Source organism: Pseudoalteromonas sp. Ld20 (assembly GCF_045064175.1).
Classification (GTDB): domain Bacteria; phylum Pseudomonadota; class Gammaproteobacteria; order Enterobacterales; family Alteromonadaceae; genus Pseudoalteromonas; species Pseudoalteromonas neustonica.
In genome coordinates this window covers 15,361-33,541 of the sequence record NZ_JBISHB010000047.1, presented here as the reverse complement: position 1 = coordinate 33,541, position 18,181 = coordinate 15,361, and the positions used below count along the sequence as shown (strand labels likewise).

Sequence of the window (18,181 nt, the reverse complement as noted above, 5' to 3'; positions counted from 1 at the left end):
GGCTTTTTAATCTACGCTTAATTTACTTCTGCAGTACAGAAATATCAGCAATATCTAAAAATAGACCGCTAAGTTGACTTAGTAATGCTAAACGATTTTGCTTAACGGCTTCATCGTCTGCCATTACCATTACGTTATCAAAGAAGTTATCAACACTTTCACGGATACCCGCAAGTTGTGCTAATGCTTCTTGATAATCGCCCGCAGCATAAAGCGGAGCAAGGTCAGTGGCAAATTTTGCGACTTGTGCTGCAAGCGCTTTTTCAGCGTCGTCGCTTAATAAACTCTCATCAACAGTGCCTTGTGCTGTAATGTTATTCTTAGCAAGAATATTACTTACACGTTTATTTGCTGCTGCAAGCGCTTCTGCCGCGTCTAACGTACGGAAGTGGCTTACGGCTTTAACACGACGGTCAAAATCAACTGGTTTAGTTGGGCGGCGTACTAACACAGCTTGAATAACATCAACTTCAATGCCTTCGTCTTGATACCAAGCGCGGAAGCGCCCTAGCATAAATTCAAATACATCGTTTGATACATTTGCGTTTGTTAGCTTTTCGCCAAACAAACTTTGCGACTTAGCAACCAGATCAAGAATGTCTAATGACAACTCTTTCTCAACCATAATACGCAGTGCACCAATAGCAGCACGACGAAGAGCAAATGGGTCTTTATCGCCTTTTGGCGCTTGGCCAATACCAAATATACCCACCAGCGTGTCAAACTTATCTGCAATCGCAACAGCGCAACTGATCAAGTTTGTTGGTAAGCTATCGCCGGCAAAGCGTGGCATGTACTGCTCGTTTTGTGCCATGGCTACATCTTCAGCTTCACCGTCATGACGTGCATAGTGCATCCCCATAACACCTTGAACGTCAGTAAACTCCATGACCATTTCAGTCATTAGGTCAGTTTTACTTAACAAACCAGCGCGCTCTGCAAGGGCTTTATCTGCACCAAGTTGTTCAGCAATATAACCGGCAAGTTGTGCAATACGCTCAGACTTGTCTTTAAGCGTGCCCAATTGCTTTTGGAACAATACGCTATCAAGTGATTCTAGGCGGCTTTCAAGTGTTTTCTTTTTATCTGTTTCAAAAAAGAACTGCGCATCAGCCAAACGTGGGCGCACTACTTTTTCATTACCAGAAATTACAACGGCTGGGTTTTTACTTTCAATGTTTGACACAAACAAAAACTTGTTAAGTAATTTGCCATCTTGATCTAGTAACGGGAAATATTTTTGATCGTCTTTCATGGTGTAGATCAGCGCTTCGGCTGGTACATCTAAAAATGCTTCTTCAAATGTTGCGGTCAAGGTAACTGGCCATTCAACAAGTGAAGTTACTTCTTCAAGTAAATCTTCATCCATTGCAACAACGGCATTAACTGCTTTTGCTGCCGCTTCAATTTGGCTACGTATTTGCGCTTTGCGCTCCTCGTAATCAGCAACAACATGTGCAGACTTAAGCACCTCAAAAACATCATCAGCATGGTTAATGCTAATTTTTTCTGGGTGATGAAAACGATGGCCTTGTAGTTGGTTGCTAATTACTTTACCAAGCACTTCGCCTTCGATTAATTGATCACCAAACAAAATAGTTGCAGTATGAACCGGACGAATAAATTGAGTTTTATTCGAGCCCCAGCGCATTGGTTTCGGTATAGGTAATTTAGCCAATGCTTTATTTACTACATCATTCATTAACGCAGTAGTGTCTTTACCTGCAACTTTGGCAATATGTAGTAACCATGCGCCTTTATCGGTTTCAAGTGTTTGTGCTTCACTTACTTCGATACCACAACCACGAGCCCAACCCATTGCCGCTTTAGTTGGGTTACCTTCTGCATCAAATGCAGCTTTAGTTGCAGGGCCGCGTTTTTCAACTTCTTTGTCTTGTTGCTTAGCTTCTAATGCTGTTACTTGTAAACCTAAACGACGAGGCGATGCATACCAACTAACACCTTGGTGAGTAAGCTCTAAGCTCGCAAGTTCAGCGGTTAAGTTTACAGCAAATGCTTCTGCAAGTTTACGCAGTGATTTTGGTGGCAACTCTTCAGTGCCAATTTCGACTAATAAATTTTTTGCTGACATGCTACTTATCCTTACACAGCGGGAAACCAAGCGCTTCGCGTGCATCATAATAACTTTGTGCACATGCTTTAGATAACGCTCGAACGCGTAAAATATAACGTTGGCGCTCTGTCACTGAAATTGCATGACGTGCATCAAGCAAGTTAAATGCATGCGATGCTTTCATTACCTGCTCATACGCTGGTAATGGTAAGCCAGCTTCAATTAGCTTTTGGCTTTGCGCTTCACATTTATCAAACTGTGCAAACTGATCTTCAACGTTAGCATGTTCAAAATTATACTTTGATTGCTCAACTTCGTTTTGGTGAAAAACATCGCCATAGGTAACACGACCCATTGGACCATCAGCCCAAACAAGATCGTAAATACTGTCAACGCCTTGAATGTACATTGCTAGGCGCTCAAGTCCGTAGGTGATTTCACCCGTTACAGGAGAGCACTCTAAGCCACCCACTTGTTGAAAGTAAGTAAACTGTGTTACTTCCATGCCGTTTAACCAAATCTCCCAACCAAGACCCCATGCACCTAATGTAGGTGACTCCCAGTTGTCTTCTACAAAGCGAACTTCGTCAGTAAGTGTATCAATGCCTACAGCAGCTAAAGAGCCTAAATAAAGCTCTTGAATATTCTCTGGTGATGGTTTTAAAACCACTTGGAATTGATAGTAATGCTGTAAGCGATTTGGATTTTCACCATAACGGCCATCGGTAGGACGGCGACATGGTTGTACATACGCGCTCGACATTGGCTCTGGACCAATAGATTTTAAGAATGTTTGCGGGTGAAATGTCCCTGCGCCTACTTCCATATCGAGTGGCTGAATAATGACACAGCCTTGCTGTGCCCAGTAATCCTGTAAAGCCAGGATCAAACCTTGAAAGGTTTTAACGTCATATTTTTGCATATTTGGCTTTTAGTATCTGCTGTGATGTAGCGTGAAAATTACACTCAGTATACCTTGTGCGAAGTCAGGTTTTAAGCAGTTTGTGCAATTGCAGTCAATAAAAAAGGAGCCCAAGGGCTCCTTTTTTGATTCTCAAAGAGAATTAAACATCGAGGTTAACTACGCGTAATGCGTTCGTTTCGATAAACTCACGGCGCGGTTCAACTTGGTCACCCATTAACGTAGCGAATAATTGGTCTGCACCAACGGCATCTTCAATGGTTACTTGCAGCATACGACGAGCTGAAGGATCCATAGTAGTTTCCCATAGCTGACTTGGATTCATTTCACCCAGTCCTTTATAGCGTTGGATGTATAGACCACGCTTAGATTCAGTGATTAACCACTCTAATGCATCTACAAAATTATCTACGGCTAGGGTCTTCTCGCCACGTTGAATATAAGCACCTTCACTTAGGATATTGGCAATGTTAGTGCCCGTCACTGCGATGCGCTTATAGTCACGTGAAGAGATAAAGTCATGGCTTAGTACATGTGCTTTATCAACACCATGTTGGCGAATATTGATCACTGGGTAATACAAGTTACGCTCAGTATCGTGCTCAGTTGCAGCAGCAAAGATTGTCGCATCTTCATCACGCTCAACTAAATCGGCAACAAGGGTATTAGTCCATGCAATGACTTTGGCTTCGTCAGACAAATCAGCTTCGTTTAGTTCTGTTTGATAAATTAAACGTTCCATCACTGTGTTCGGGTATTTACGCTTTAAGCGCTCAATAACTTTTACAGTATTTTGGTAATCATGAACAATCGATTCTAAAGCTTCACCTTCAAGTGCCGATGCATCTGCGCTGGTATACAATGCAGCACCATTTAATGCTAATGAAGTTAGGTAGTCGACAAGCGCTGGATCATCTTTAATGTAACGCTCTTGCTTACCTTTTTTCACTTTATAAAGTGGTGGTTGTGCAATATAAATATAGCCGCGTTCTACGATTTCTGGCATTTGACGATAGAAGAAGGTCAATAGTAGTGTACGAATGTGCGAACCATCGACGTCAGCATCGGTCATGATAATAATACGATGATAGCGTAACTTTTCAGGGTTATACTCATCACGGCCAATACCACAACCAAGTGCAGTGATAAGGGTTGCTACTTCTTGTGAAGAAAGCATCTTATCAAAACGCGCTTTTTCTACGTTTAGTATTTTACCTTTAAGCGGAAGAATCGCTTGATTCTTACGGTTACGACCCTGCTTGGCTGATCCGCCAGCAGAGTCCCCTTCCACTATATATAGTTCAGACTGTGCTGGATCTTTTTCTTGGCAATCTGCTAACTTACCTGGTAAACCAGCTAAATCCATAGCGCCTTTGCGACGAGTCATTTCACGGGCTTTACGCGCGGCTTCACGGGCACGCGAAGCATCAATGATCTTACCAACAACTATCTTCGCATCCACTGGATTCTCTAGTAAGAATTCAGTGAATTTTTCAGCCATTGCTTGTTCTACCGCGGATTTAACTTCGCTCGAAACTAGCTTATCTTTCGTTTGTGATGAGAACTTAGGATCAGGAACTTTAACGCTTACAACTGCAGTCAAGCCTTCACGGGCATCATCACCGGTGGCATTACTGGTTGTTTTAGCTTTTTTGTTAAAGCCTTCTTTTTCCATATAGTTGTTAAGTGTACGTGTTAGCGCAGATCTGAAACCGGCTAAATGAGTACCACCATCACGTTGTGGAATGTTATTTGTAAAACAGTAAATGTTTTCTTGGTAAGCATCATTCCACTGCATTGACACTTCAACGCTAATTCCATCTTCTTCACGTTCGTGGGTAAAGTGGAATACACCTTTATGGATAGGTGTTTTGTTACGATTTAAGTATTCTACAAACGCTTGAATACCCCCTTCATATTTGAAGTGGTCACTTTTATTCTCTTCGCGTTCATCATTTAAAATAATACTCACACCTGAATTCAGGAATGATAATTCGCGTAAACGCTTAGCTAGAATATCGTAATGAAAATCTAAGTTAGTAAATGTTTCAGCACTTGGCCAAAAACGCAGTTCAGTACCTGTTGTTTCTGAATCGCCAATTACAGCTAATGGCGCGTCAGGAACACCCATTGTATAAAACTGCTCATGCAATTTGCCTTCACGGCGAACTGTTAACTTTAATTTTTCTGAAAGCGCATTAACTACTGAAACACCAACACCGTGCAAGCCACCTGATACTTTATATGAGTTATCATCAAACTTACCACCAGCATGCAGTACTGTCATAATTACTTCAGCAGCTGATACACCTTCTTCTTCATGAATAGACGTTGGAATACCACGGCCGTTATCTCGAACAGAGACTGAACCATCTAAATGAATTGTCACATAGATGTCATCACAATGACCTGCTAAGGCTTCATCGATAGAGTTATCAACGACCTCAAACACCATGTGGTGTAAGCCTGTGCCATCATCGGTGTCCCCTATATACATTCCAGGACGCTTTCTTACTGCGTCTAATCCTTTTAGTACTTTAATACTCGACGAATCGTAATTCTCAGACATGGTTAATCCCACTTATCTTGTTATTAGGTTGCCATGTTTCACGTGGAACATTTGTAGTTCTCGTTGCATGGGTTCCACCACAGCAGAAATACTTTCGGATTCAATAGCAGAGATAAATATTTGAGAGCGACAGTGCGACAGTAATTGGCCGACCTTCTCTTTCGTATCTTCCCCTAACTCCGAAGGTAAATCATCTATTAGCAATATTGATTGCTTTTCTGTCTCTGACTCAATCAAACTATTTTGCGTTACTTTTAACGCATAAAGCAATAGTTTGAGTTGACCGCGTGAGAATGTATTCTCAACACTGTTGCCAGCGACACTAAAACTAAAATCAGCTTTATGTGGCCCTTTATTTGTAAAGCCTTGGCGACTATCGCGCTCAAAACTTTGCTCAAGAGCATCGGCTAGAGATTCACTCTCTTTCCATCCAGCATAAAAGCTTATTTCTAAATCGCGTATAAGCGTTAATTCTGCACACATTTTACCAAAAAACTGCTGCTTAAACCTACTTATATACGCAATTCGTAAATTATTTATTTGTTCTGCCAGTCTAACAAATTCTTTATCCCAAAACTTGATTTGGTCAAAATAATTCTTTGGCTTACTTTTCAGTAGTGCATTACGTTGTTTCAATACTTTATTGAACGATTGCCAGAGATAAAAAAAGTCTTGTTCCACGTGGAACAACCCTAAATCTAAAAACCTTCTCCGTTCTTTAGGTCCGCCAAAAAACAGTGAATAGCTTTCAGGAGTAATTACCTGCACAGGCATTAACTGAGCAAGTTCAGACACTCGACGGCTAGATTTACCCTGTATTTTTAATTCTGTTTCACCACTGAGTGTTTTACTAATACCAATTGGTATCGATAAATTGTAAAGAGACTTACGACCATGAATGGTAAATTTTTCTTGATGGTGAGTAATGATACTTCGGTGTTTAGGCGTGCGAAATGATTTGCCATGAGAAAGGAAATATATCGCCTCTAAAAGGCTCGTTTTACCACTACCGTTTTCACCATATATTACATTTATTCCATCAATTGGCTCTAATGTGAGAGCCTCAATATTACGAAAATGACTGAGGCTCAAATGACTTAAACTCATAAGTGACTATAAGCGCATAGGCATAACAACGTACATGGCTTCTTCATCACCCGCACCTTCGATCAATGCACTGCTATTCGAATCGGCAAGCGTAAATAATACATCTTCTGTTTTAAGTGTATTCAATACATCAAGTACATAGGAAACGTTAAAGCCTATTTCTAAATCATCACCTTGATACCCAACTTCAACAATTTCTTCTGCTTGCTCTTGCTCTGGGTTATTGGCTGTAATTTTTAATAGCCCATTCGATAAGTTTAAACGTACGCCTCTAAACTTTTCGTTCGACAATATTGATACTCGTTGAAACGCACTGCGTAACCACTCGCGGTTTGCAGTAATCACTTTATCTCCGCCACGAGGTAAAACACGACGGTAATCAGGAAAGCGTCCATCAACTAATTTACTGGTAAAAGTAAATTCAGTGTCAATAATACGAATGTGGTTAGCACCAAACTGAATTGTTACTAACTCATCATCAGCAACCATCAATCGCATAATTTCTTGCACGCCTTTACGCGGAATAATTAACTGGCGCTGAGTATTTAATGACTGCGGCAACTGCTTTTGTGCGATTGCTAAACGGTGACCATCTGTTGCGACTGTTTTAATGTCTGCATTATCTACTTCAAACGACATGCCATTTAAGTAATAACGTACATCTTGGTTTGCCATTGAGAAATGGGTGCTTTCAAGTAATTTTCGCAGCTCAAGTCGGGTTAGCTGAAACTCAACCTCGCCGTCCCACTGCTCTAAATTAGGGAAGTCTTCAGCAGCAAGCGTTGTTAATGAAAAACGACTTTTACCACTGGTCAGTAGTAACTGATGATCTTGACTTGCTAATGTCAGCTCTGAACCGTCTGGCAAGCTTTTACAAATATCGAGTAATTTTTTAGCTGGCAAAGTCAATTTTGTATCATCAACATCGTCGCCAACAAACACGTTTGCGACGAGCTCAATTTCTAGGTCTGTACCTGTCATTGAAAGCAGACCATCTTCAACCTCTAACAAAACGTTAGATAGAATCGGCAAAGTATGTTTGCGCTCGATTGCACCCGATACTTGCACTAAAGGTTTTAAGAATTGATCTCTTGATATGGTTATTTGCATAATAAAGTCAGCCTTAAGATGACAATGTTCTTATTAGGTTTTGATAATCTTCTTTCACTTCGTGGCTTTCGTCACGTAGTGATTTAATTTTACGACATGCATGTAACACAGTCGTGTGATCACGCCCGCCAAATGCATCGCCAATCTCCGGTAAGCTGTGATTAGTCAACTCTTTAGACAATGCCATTGCTACTTGGCGAGGCCTCGCTATAGAACGACTACGGCGCTTTGACAGAAGATCTGAAATTCGAATACGGTAATACTCTGCAACTGTGCGTTGAATATTATCTATTGTTACTAGCTTGTCCTGCAAGGCGAGTAAATCACGTAATGCTTCTTTTACAAAATCGATAGAAATTGGACGACCAGTAAAGTTTGCATTGGCAATAACACGGTTAAGTGCCCCTTCTAATTCACGTACATTTGAACGTAATTTTTTTGCGATAAAAAAGGCAACTTCATGCGGTAAATTAATTTTACTCTGCTGCGCTTTTTTCATCAAAATTGCAACTCGCGTCTCAAGCTCTGGCGGCTCTATTGCGATAGTTAAACCCCAACCAAAACGCGATTTAAGGCGATCTTCAACCCCTTCAATCTCTTTTGGATAACGATCAGAGGTTAAAATAATTTGTTGATTACCTTCAAGTAACGCATTGAAAGTATGGAAAAATTCTTCCTGTGAACGCTCTTTATTAGCAAAAAACTGAATATCATCGATCATTAAAGCATCAACGCTACGATAATAACGTTTAAATTCTTCGATAGCGTTATTTTGCAGTGCTTTAACCATATCTTGCACAAAACGTTCTGAGTGCATGTAAACAATTTTTGCATCTGGCTTATTTGCCAAAATACCATTACCAACCGCATGTAATAAATGCGTTTTACCTAAGCCAGTGCCACCATATATAAATACAGGGTTAAAAGCAGCGCCTGGATTATCGGCTACTTGCGTTGCCGCAGCTTTAGCTAACTGATTAGATTTACCTTCTACAAAGCTGTCAAAAGTATAGTTTTCTTTAATATTCGATTTATAAGCAGATTTAGGCGCAGGCTCTACAACAGCTTTAGCTTCTTTAGGTTGCTGACGACTTGCTGGTTGCGAAAAAGTAACCGATGAATTATCAACTACAGGTGCAGTCGCTGCCTGAGTATTCAAAATTGGTTTACTGCCTACATCAAAACGTAACTCTGGTGCTTCGTCTTTACAGATTTCTACAAGTAGTTCATTAATCCGGTTTAAATATTTTTCTCTCACCCAATCAAGAACAAAACGATTAGGCGCATAAATCGTCAGGGTATCTTCGGTACTTTCTGCTTGAAGTGGTCTTACCCACATACTGAACTGCTGCGAAGGCAGTTCATCTTGCAATACATATAAACAACTTTGCCAAACCGACAGATACACAGTTAAACTCCCAAAGATTCAGTTTCATTCCCGGTCATCAATAATGATGGAAAATTAAACATTTACGACTACAAATTAGGCATTTATTTCACCCAAGACCGAGTATTATGAAGGGACTTTATCCACAAGTACAAGATTGATTTCTTTTAAAAAGATGATCTCTGCACAAAAAACATTTAAAACACTGATTTTAAATGAATATTATTTTCCCAACCAAAGGATGATCATAACAAAAAACACGTTAGATCGCGATTAAAACCTACGATCTATTTTAGTTACCCCAAGCTTTTATGCACTTTTTATACAGTGGCTGTGGAAAACTTCTTTATTATAAGGATCCTAATAGATCCCCAGCTTAGATCTATTATACCTTTATACTATTAATGTAATTATGATTGACTTTATGGGCCTTCATCTATAATATCTCGCGCTCGCAATGGCACCTGTGCCAGGATCGCGACCTGCATAGGATGTTTTAACCTTTAACCGATCGGATGGAATTGTTATGAAGAGAACTTTTCAACCTAGCGTTTTAAAACGCAAACGTGCACACGGTTTCCGTGCTCGCATGGCAACTGTAAATGGCCGTAAAGTATTAGCTCGTCGCCGCGCTAAAGGCCGTAAAGTTCTTTCTGCTTAATATATAAGTGGAAGACTTTAACTTTGGCAGGGAGTTACGTCTGTTAACTCCCTCGCATTACTCTCGCATCTTTAATGAACCTGCTCGGGCCGCAACTCCTTTTTTTACCTTATTAGCAAAACCCAATGACCAAGCAAAACCTCGCTTAGGACTCACTGTCGCTAAAAAACGGGTTAAAAAAGCTTGCCAACGAAACCGTATTAAACGTCTTGCTCGCGAAAGTTTTCGTTTAAACCAACACACTATTGATAATATCGATATTGTTTTGATGGTTAAAAGTGGTATTGATGAACAGTCAAATGAAGAGCTAACTAAACAACTCGGTAAGTTATGGCGTAAAATTAATGAACGCTGTAAACCTGATGCGCCTAAACCACCACCCTTTAAAAAACGCCCTAACAAATCGGCTAAATCCAATAAACAAAGCCAATAGCAATAGAATTATAGGGTTAATTAAGGTATCTTTAGCTCACCTTTTAATCATGCATTTAAAATTCCATTTAGGGTGTTTAAATTCATGGTATCCACCCACTAAATATTACGCAGAGGCATGAACATCATGAGGTTAATCAAACCACTTGTTGCTTTTCCAAAGCGCTGTTTAGTGTTATTAATTCGGGGTTATCAAAAGTGGATTAGTCCGCTATTAGGTCCGCATTGTCGCTTTAATCCAACCTGCTCCACTTATGCTATTCAAGCAATTAATTTGCATGGATTAATAAAAGGGGGTTGGTTAGCGATTAAACGCATATTAAAATGCCATCCTTTACATTCAGGCGGGGATGATCCCGTGCCTGAAAAAATAACCCATATTAACCACCAACACGAGAAATAAGAGCTGTTATGGAATCGCAACGCACGTTTTTATTCATCGGCTTGATGCTTGTATCATTTTTATTATTCCAAGAATGGAATAGTGATTACAATGCACCAAAAGTCGATCCTAGTGCCAACACACAAACACTAAAATCTAATTCGCTTAATTCTGATGATTATATTCCATCATCAGCAGATGGTGAGTTACCAACTGCAGCAACCAGTGCAAAACGCTCTGTAATCGAAGTTACAACTGACGTATTCACTGTAAAAATTGATACCCGCGGTGGTGATATTGTTGAATCAGACCTACTCCAATATGAAGAAGTAAAAGGTGAAGAAACACCATTTATGCTTTTAGGTGAGTTTGATGGCAACCAATACTTCTCGCAAAGTGGTTTAGCAGGTTTAAATGGCCCAGATGCTTCAACAGAAGGTCGCCCTGTTTATAGCACCGAACAAAAAAGCTTTACCTTAAAGGGTGATGAACTTCGCGTTCCTTTAACATTTACTGATAGCAACGGTGTGACGTTTACTAAAACCTATGTATTCAAAAAAGGCCAATATGATGTTGCCCTTGAGTACACTGTTAACAACGTAACTAACTCACCTATTCAAGTACAACTTTACACACAAGTAGAACGTACAATACAAGAAAAAGGCAGCTTAGTTGATCAAAACTACCTTGGTGCCGCTTACGGTAGTGCCGATGAACCATATGAAAAATACAGCTTTTCAGATATGGCAGATAAAAACCTCAGCATTAATACGACTGGTGGTTACATTGCCTTTATTCAGCATTACTTTGTAAGTGCCTGGGTGCCTGCACAAGACCAACAAAATACCCTTTACAGCGTAATAAAAAATGGCACCGCAGCCATTATTGGTACTAAAGCAGAACCTGTTAATATTCAAGCTGGTACGCAAGCTAAAATTAGTGCTACTTATTATATGGGCCCGAAAGAGTCTGATAAATTAGAAGCGCTTCACCCAAATTTAGATTTAACAGTCGATTACGGTTGGTTATTTTTTATCTCACAGCCTTTATTCGAACTACTTAAATTTTTATACTCGGGTGAAGGTTCGTTTTTTGGATTATTTGATATCAGCATTGGTGGTTTAGGTAACTGGGGACTGGCTATTATCGCCATTACTATTATTGTTAAATCATTAATGTACCCACTAACTAAAGCGCAATACACGTCAATGGCGAAGATGCGTGCCCTTCAGCCTAAAATGGCTGCGCTTAAAGAAAAATATGGTGACGACCGTCAAAAGTTCGGCCAAGCGACCATGGAAATGTACAAAAAAGAGAAAGTAAACCCAATGGGTGGCTGCTTCCCTATTTTGCTACAAATGCCAATCTTCTTAGCGTTGTTTTATGTATTTTTAGAATCTACAGAACTTCGCCATGCTGAGTTTTTCTTATGGTTAACTGACTTATCAGCGAAAGACCCATACTACGTATTACCAATCTTGTTTGGTGCGAGTATGTTTATAACGCAGAAGCTACAACCAATGACGGTTACCGATCCAATGCAACAAAAGATGATGACCTTTATGCCGGTTATCTTCTCAGTGTTCTTCCTTTGGTTCCCATCAGGTCTAGTACTTTACTGGTTAGTATCAAACCTTATCTCTATCGCACAAATGCTCTATATTTATCGCGGTATGGAAAAACAAGGAATAAAAGTAAGGGGCTAATTGCTCGTTTACTTAGATAAAGGCGACTTAGGTCGCCTTTTTTATTGCCTGCTTATCTCTTTAACTATTCTAGCGAGTTAAAAAAGGTGCAAACAGCGCTAGAAAACATTCATTTAGGGCGTGCTAAAGCAGGAGCAAAAAGTAAATCAGGTACTGTGCGAACACTAAAACTGACACTGGTCACAATCACAGAAGCTACAACCAATACTGTAGCAGCACCACCGGCAACGCCTAATCATTTAGTCAATGTAACTTTGCGCTTAACTCTAAGCCAGCTCATATACATGCCAGTGGCACTAATAAAGCTCATAGCCAAACCAAAAATAGTCCAAATTAATTTTGTGCCAATTCCTGCAAAATTACCAAAGTGAAGAGGATCGGCCGTATCTTTAATACGCGCAATGATTGGTAGGTTTTCTCCTTTTTGAATCCCGAGTACAACTCCTGTTGTTGGATGTAAATAAACTCGATTAGCACGGAGCCTAAGTAATATATCATTGTTATACCCTCTAACTTCTACAGCTTGATTTGCCTTTTTCCCGTAGCGAATATAACGAATATCCAAACTTGAAAAAGCTTGCAGCGCTTTGTGCGTTAAGGTAGCTACGTGTAATGGGGCACTTGACTCTTGAACAGGCACTTTTCGCAAATCACGCAATGCGCTGGGTTCGGCTACATAATAATCAATTCTAGCCGTTTGCAAGCCATGTTCAATCAAGTACCATGTGCCTGTTATCGACATTACAGCGATAAACCACAAACTCCATAGCCCGAGTAACTTATGCCAATCAGCCCAACTGCTGCGCTTGGTTTTTAATAGCTGACTTGGCTTTTTAAAGAACCCAAGCCACCACTGACGGTAAACATAAAAGCTAGATATAAATAAAACCAACAATAGCAAACTTAAAGAGGTGACAATTAACTTACCGATCCAGCCTAATGAAAGGTTCATGTGCCAATTGCGCAAAAAACGCGATACACGTGCCCATTTCCCCTCTCCTAACCACGCACCTGTCGCACCATCAAGGTAAACAAATAAAAATTCATCATGATATTTTAAAGCAACTTCAGTAGCTAAATAATCTTGCTTATGTCTGTGAATATAGAGAATTTGCGCACTGGGGTATGTCTTATTTAATGTGTGCTCAATAGCTATATAATTGGTTTCACCCGAATTGCTAATTGCCCGAAATTTTTTATCACTTAAGTACTCTATCTCATGACTTAACGTTGCTAATGTTCCTGAAAAACAAATAACAAAAAGCAGAACCCCTACAAAGAGTCCTGCCCAGGAGTGTAAATTAAACCAACTTTTTGCTTTCACACAGCACGATTAAAAGTTGTATTTAGCGCTCAAATAAATACGACGTGGCTCACCAGGAAAATGCCCTGTACGTTCAATAAACCCACTTGACGCATATTCTTTATCAAACAGGTTTTTAACTGATAATTGCCATTGCCAATTATCTATGGTGGTTTGCCATGCCATATTATAAACAGTGTATGATTTAACCGCTTGCCCGCCTAAACTTAATTGTTCATCTACATAGTTTAAACCAGCAGAAATAGAAGAATATAAGGTCGGTAGCTCATAACGAGTCCAGATACCTGTCGTATTTTGTGGTGCGTTAGCAAACTTGTCACTGTTAGGTATTTGATTACGAATACTATCGCTTGCTTCGGTAATACGGGTATCATTATAAGCATAATTGGCAGTTACAACCCAATATTCTGTAATATCACCCACCACTTCAACTTCAAAACCTTTACTTTGCACTTCACCAATAGCGACTAAATCGTCAACGCCATCTTTAGCTACGTCACCTAATAAGCTTGGTTGAAGAATATTCTCACGAACAATATCGTAAACAGCCATATTTACGGCAAGGCTATCATTCAGCAATTTAGTGCGTAGGCCTAGCTCGTTAATGCGACTTTCTTCCGGTGAAAAAGGGCCGCCTTTAGCGGTATCTTGATTACTGGCACTTTGAGGGACAAACCCAGTTCCATGCAATGCATATGGAAAAAAGACATCGTTAATATTGTAGCTAGTACCAATGCGATAAGTTACGTCACTGTCTGAAAACTCAGTTTGATTAAGCTCATCCTTATCTTCAAAGCGATCGTATCTTAAGCCCGCAGTAATACTCCAGTTATCCGTTACATCTAATTGATCTTGGGTATAAAAGCCTAAGCGAGAGCTATTTGTGCGGCCAAGTCTGGGAGTAATGGTATCGAGTGCATAATCAGCCCCTGAGGTTAAACCGTACTCAGAATTAAGTAAGCTTAAACCAGTAACTGGGCCGCCTCGACTTTGTTGCGTTGCAGTGCGATAGGTACTATTAAAATCATGCTCATAAAAATCACTGCCAAATAACATTTGATGCTGCATATCAGCAAGTTCAAATTCAACAACAGCATTGGCTGTTAAGCTAAAACCCTTATTTTCCCTAACTTGATCTCGAAACTCACGGTGAGTCCAATCAACAACACCATCTTCGTCAGTATCTACTAAGCCCCTAGGCTCATGGTAGTTTTGCACTTCTTCATTATCAAAATAACGTGCAGTTATATCGGTACGCCAAATATCATTAATTTCATGTTTAAGTGTTGCTTGGTAAACATGAGCTTCTACATTTTGAAAATCGGTTGCTTCATTATGATTCCAACTTATATCGGCAAGAAAATTACCTTCATCATCCGCAGGTACACCACGTAAACGGGCCCCACCTAATTCTTGTTCTATGTAAGTGTACTGCGCCGTCAACTCTGTAGCACCACTAATTAACCAGGTATAACCAAGATCAACAATGGTATTGTCACTACTCGTATTATTGCGAAACGGCTTTTCTGAGTCACGATAAAGGCCGACACGATAAGCATGATTATCTAAATTATCGTTAAGCGTGCCTGTGCTTTCTAATGCGCCACTAAAAAAGTCATCGTTGCCAACTTCAAACTCAATACTATGCTTATCGGTAAATTTTGGTTTTTTAGTTACATAATTGATGATTCCACCTGGATTACCACTGCCATAAACGGCCCCTGCAGGGCCTTTTAATACCGCGATTTGTTCAATATTAAATAACTGAGGAACAGCAAAACCATTAAATGGATCACCTTTTACACCATCATATAAAATTTCATCTTGGCGAAAACCACGAAACGTCACGCCTGAGTAACTAAATGCATTTACACCGGCTATATTGCTATATAAATCGGTAATTTGACGGGCTGCCTGATCATTTATTAACTCTTGCGGAAGTATTTGAATAGATTGTGGGATCTTTTCAATCTCTGTGTTTGTTCGAGTGCCAAAACTTGAATCCATAGGCCGATATAAAGAAAATGCTCGCCCGATAACAGAGATTTTTTCAATATCTGTTATTTTTTCTTGTTCTGTTGTTGTTTGTTCTGAAGCAATAGATGAAGCTGAAAAACCTGTAATTATAGCCAGTACTAAAGGTGATAAACGCATAAAATAATAATAATAATGATGAAATGATAATTAATACATGATAATAAATGCGATTATCATTTGCAATGAGGTTGCTATGTCTTAAATTTAAATAAATATAAACCTTACACAGCGTTTAAGTTTCTACCACCAAGAAGTTTTAACCGATTCTTTAATTGGCTTTTTATTGCCCTGCTATTCGCATGCTATAAAGCCATAGGTTACAATACGCACATATCGTTATTCATAAAATTGGCAAATTATTAGCATGATCAATCAAGACACTATTGCAGCACAGGCGACCGCTCCCGGAAGAGGTGGCGTAGGTATTATTCGCGTTTCTGGCAGTTTAGTAAAAACCGTTGCTGAAAAAATCATTGGTCGTTGTCCTAAAGTACGTTATGCCGATTATGTACCCTTTAAAAACCTTGCTGGCGAACAACTTGATCAGGGAATTGCAATTTACTTTGCGGGCCCTAACTCATTCACAGGCGAAGACGTACTTGAACTACAAGGCCACGGCGGCCCTGTTGTGCTTGATATGCTACTAAAAGAGATAAGCCAAATAGAAGGTGTGCGATTAGCCAAGCCTGGTGAGTTTTCTGAACGTGCATTTATGAACGATAAAATGGATTTAACTCAAGCAGAAGCCATCGCCGACTTAATCAATGCCACCAGCGAACAAGCTGCTAAAAGCGCCCTGCACTCGCTACAAGGTGAGTTCTCTAAGCGTATCGACACTTTGGTAGAAAAAGTCATTCATTTGCGTATGTACGTAGAAGCTGCCATTGACTTTCCAGATGAAGAAATCGATTTTTTATCTGATGGTAAAGTCTCTGGTGATTTAAACGGCATTATTGAACAGTTAAATAACGTCACTAATCAAGCCAAGCAGGGCAGTATCATGCGAGAAGGTATGCGTGTCGTTATTGCTGGTCGCCCTAATGCGGGGAAATCTAGCTTGCTCAATGCCCTTGCTGGACGTGAAGCCGCCATCGTAACTGAGATAGCAGGCACCACCCGTGATGTACTACGTGAACATATCCATATTGATGGCATGCCGCTGCATATTATTGATACAGCAGGCCTGCGCGAAAGCCCTGATAAAGTTGAGCAAATAGGTATTGAGCGCGCATGGGATGAAATAAAACAAGCCGATCGCGTGTTGTTTATGCTTGATGGCACTGATACGAAAGACACCGACCCGCATACTATTTGGCCTGAATTTATGGCTAAGCTTCCTGAGGGCATGGGCGTTACAGTGATCAGAAATAAAGCCGATTTATCTGGCGATACGGTTGGTATGGCAGAAGAACAACAATATCCAGTGATCAGCTTAAGCGCTAAAAATGCTGATGGTATAGAGTTAGTTCGTACTCACTTAAAGGCATGTATAGGCTTTCAAGGCGCAACAGAAGGTGGTTTTATGGCACGCCGTCGTCATTTAGATGCTTTAGAAAGCGCGGCACATCATTTGCACGTAGGTAAAGATCAATTAGAAATGCACATAGCCGGAGAAATACTCGCTGAAGAACTACGTTTAACACAAAATTATTTAAACGAGATCACCGGAGAGTTTACCTCTGACGACTTACTTGGAAAGATATTTAGCTCATTTTGTATCGGTAAGTAAAAGCCTAATAAACGTAAATGGAGTGTATTTTCACTCTATTTACGTTCAGTTTTTGATTCCATCAGTCATATACCCAAGCCACCTCAAGATGCGAGCGTCGTTGGAATTAAAAGCGATTTAGGCATCACTATTATACTAACCAACGCCATTTTATTACTTATTTCAGCTGAGGTTCGCGGATAATACAATACCAAACAATGTTACTTTTCTTCGTCTATAAACCAATTAACTTTCCTATTAATGCGGTAAAAAATCAATATCACGTCAATATACCAATCGTGTTAAGTTAATGACCATTTATAGCGAAAGATAAATGCAGTGATAACAGGCAGAAACTTTGACATGTAGTTGCTCTCGGCAATTGCTCTACCTCCTTTATTAGAGTCAATCATTTCTCGAGCATGGCATTCTGTAATAGCCTTTTGGTGATGTGCTAATAGACCAATGGATTGATGCAGGCAAGCCATAAATTAAACATTGCAGTCACTGTAATCTATATATTTAGCTCAGCATATGATCATTGCGTAATGACAAAAGCCCTTTAGTATTGTTAAAACCTCCTTATATTAATCAATAAATGCTGGTGGCTGGCTTGGAAAAATAACTATTCCTTATCAATAAAACAGGTATTGATCACAAATTTATGTCAAAAAAAGCACTTTAATTAAGCCTACTTTTATCTATTAAATCCTACTTAACCACAGTAATCGATTTAAAAATCCCCTTCCCTCACTCATAAAC

13 protein-coding genes are annotated in these 18,181 nt (G+C 39.9%); 5 read left to right on the top strand and 8 right to left on the bottom strand.

The features are described from left to right. Window positions 1-22: 22 nt before the first annotated feature. The 6 genes from glyS to dnaA form a co-directional block, all read right to left on the bottom strand. On the bottom strand, window positions 23-2,092 hold the full coding sequence (glyS, locus tag ACJJVX_RS21275) for a glycine--tRNA ligase subunit beta (protein ID WP_405633443.1): 2,070 nt from the start codon (window positions 2,090-2,092) through the stop codon (window positions 23-25). A 1-nt stretch (window position 2,093) separates the two neighbouring features. Continuing rightward, a complete protein-coding gene (gene glyQ / locus ACJJVX_RS21270; RefSeq protein ID WP_054206587.1) occupies window positions 2,094-2,996 on the bottom strand; it encodes a glycine--tRNA ligase subunit alpha in 903 nt (300 codons plus the stop codon). A gap of 142 nt (window positions 2,997-3,138) precedes the next feature. Then, entirely contained in the window at window positions 3,139-5,565 is a 2,427-nt protein-coding gene (gene gyrB / locus ACJJVX_RS21265; RefSeq protein WP_054206588.1) for a DNA topoisomerase (ATP-hydrolyzing) subunit B, read from the bottom strand. 12 nt (window positions 5,566-5,577) lie between these two features. Next, window positions 5,578-6,672, bottom strand: a complete 1,095-nt coding sequence (gene recF, locus ACJJVX_RS21260) for a DNA replication/repair protein RecF (RefSeq protein WP_405633440.1) — start codon at window positions 6,670-6,672, stop codon at window positions 5,578-5,580. Between the two features lie 6 nt (window positions 6,673-6,678). Beyond that, entirely contained in the window at window positions 6,679-7,782 is a 1,104-nt protein-coding gene (gene dnaN / locus ACJJVX_RS21255; protein WP_054206590.1) for a DNA polymerase III subunit beta, read from the bottom strand. Between the two features lie 13 nt (window positions 7,783-7,795). Then, a complete protein-coding gene (gene dnaA / locus ACJJVX_RS21250) occupies window positions 7,796-9,190 on the bottom strand; it encodes a chromosomal replication initiator protein DnaA (protein ID WP_054206591.1) in 1,395 nt (464 codons plus the stop codon). Between the two features lie 505 nt (window positions 9,191-9,695). Here dnaA and rpmH point away from each other — a divergent pair. From rpmH to yidC, 4 genes are all read left to right on the top strand, one after another. Further along, the gene (rpmH, locus tag ACJJVX_RS21245; RefSeq protein ID WP_004335215.1) at window positions 9,696-9,830 is read left to right on the top strand and encodes a 50S ribosomal protein L34; all 135 of its coding nucleotides are present in this window, start codon (window positions 9,696-9,698) and stop codon (window positions 9,828-9,830) included. A gap of 7 nt (window positions 9,831-9,837) precedes the next feature. Further along, complete coding sequence (gene rnpA / locus ACJJVX_RS21240; protein ID WP_054206592.1) at window positions 9,838-10,263, top strand: ribonuclease P protein component; 426 nt, start codon at window positions 9,838-9,840, stop codon at window positions 10,261-10,263. 126 nt (window positions 10,264-10,389) lie between these two features. Beyond that, window positions 10,390-10,665, top strand: coding sequence for a membrane protein insertion efficiency factor YidD (gene yidD / locus ACJJVX_RS21235; RefSeq protein ID WP_054206593.1), 276 nt, complete (start codon window positions 10,390-10,392; stop codon window positions 10,663-10,665). A gap of 8 nt (window positions 10,666-10,673) precedes the next feature. After that, entirely contained in the window at window positions 10,674-12,350 is a 1,677-nt protein-coding gene (yidC, locus tag ACJJVX_RS21230; protein ID WP_054206594.1) for a membrane protein insertase YidC, read from the top strand. A 235-nt stretch (window positions 12,351-12,585) separates the two neighbouring features. Here the strand turns inward: yidC and ACJJVX_RS21225 are convergent, their stop codons facing one another. Next, window positions 12,586-13,674, bottom strand: a complete 1,089-nt coding sequence (locus ACJJVX_RS21225; RefSeq protein ID WP_405633436.1) for a PepSY-associated TM helix domain-containing protein — start codon at window positions 13,672-13,674, stop codon at window positions 12,586-12,588. A 9-nt stretch (window positions 13,675-13,683) separates the two neighbouring features. Beyond that, window positions 13,684-15,828, bottom strand: coding sequence for a TonB-dependent siderophore receptor (locus ACJJVX_RS21220; protein ID WP_405633433.1), 2,145 nt, complete (start codon window positions 15,826-15,828; stop codon window positions 13,684-13,686). Window positions 15,829-16,075: 247 nt separating this feature from the next. On the opposite strand from ACJJVX_RS21220, the gene mnmE reads away from it, so the two are divergent. Continuing rightward, the gene (gene mnmE / locus ACJJVX_RS21215) at window positions 16,076-17,440 is read left to right on the top strand and encodes a tRNA uridine-5-carboxymethylaminomethyl(34) synthesis GTPase MnmE (RefSeq protein ID WP_054206596.1); all 1,365 of its coding nucleotides are present in this window, start codon (window positions 16,076-16,078) and stop codon (window positions 17,438-17,440) included. Window positions 17,441-18,181 lie beyond the last annotated feature (741 nt).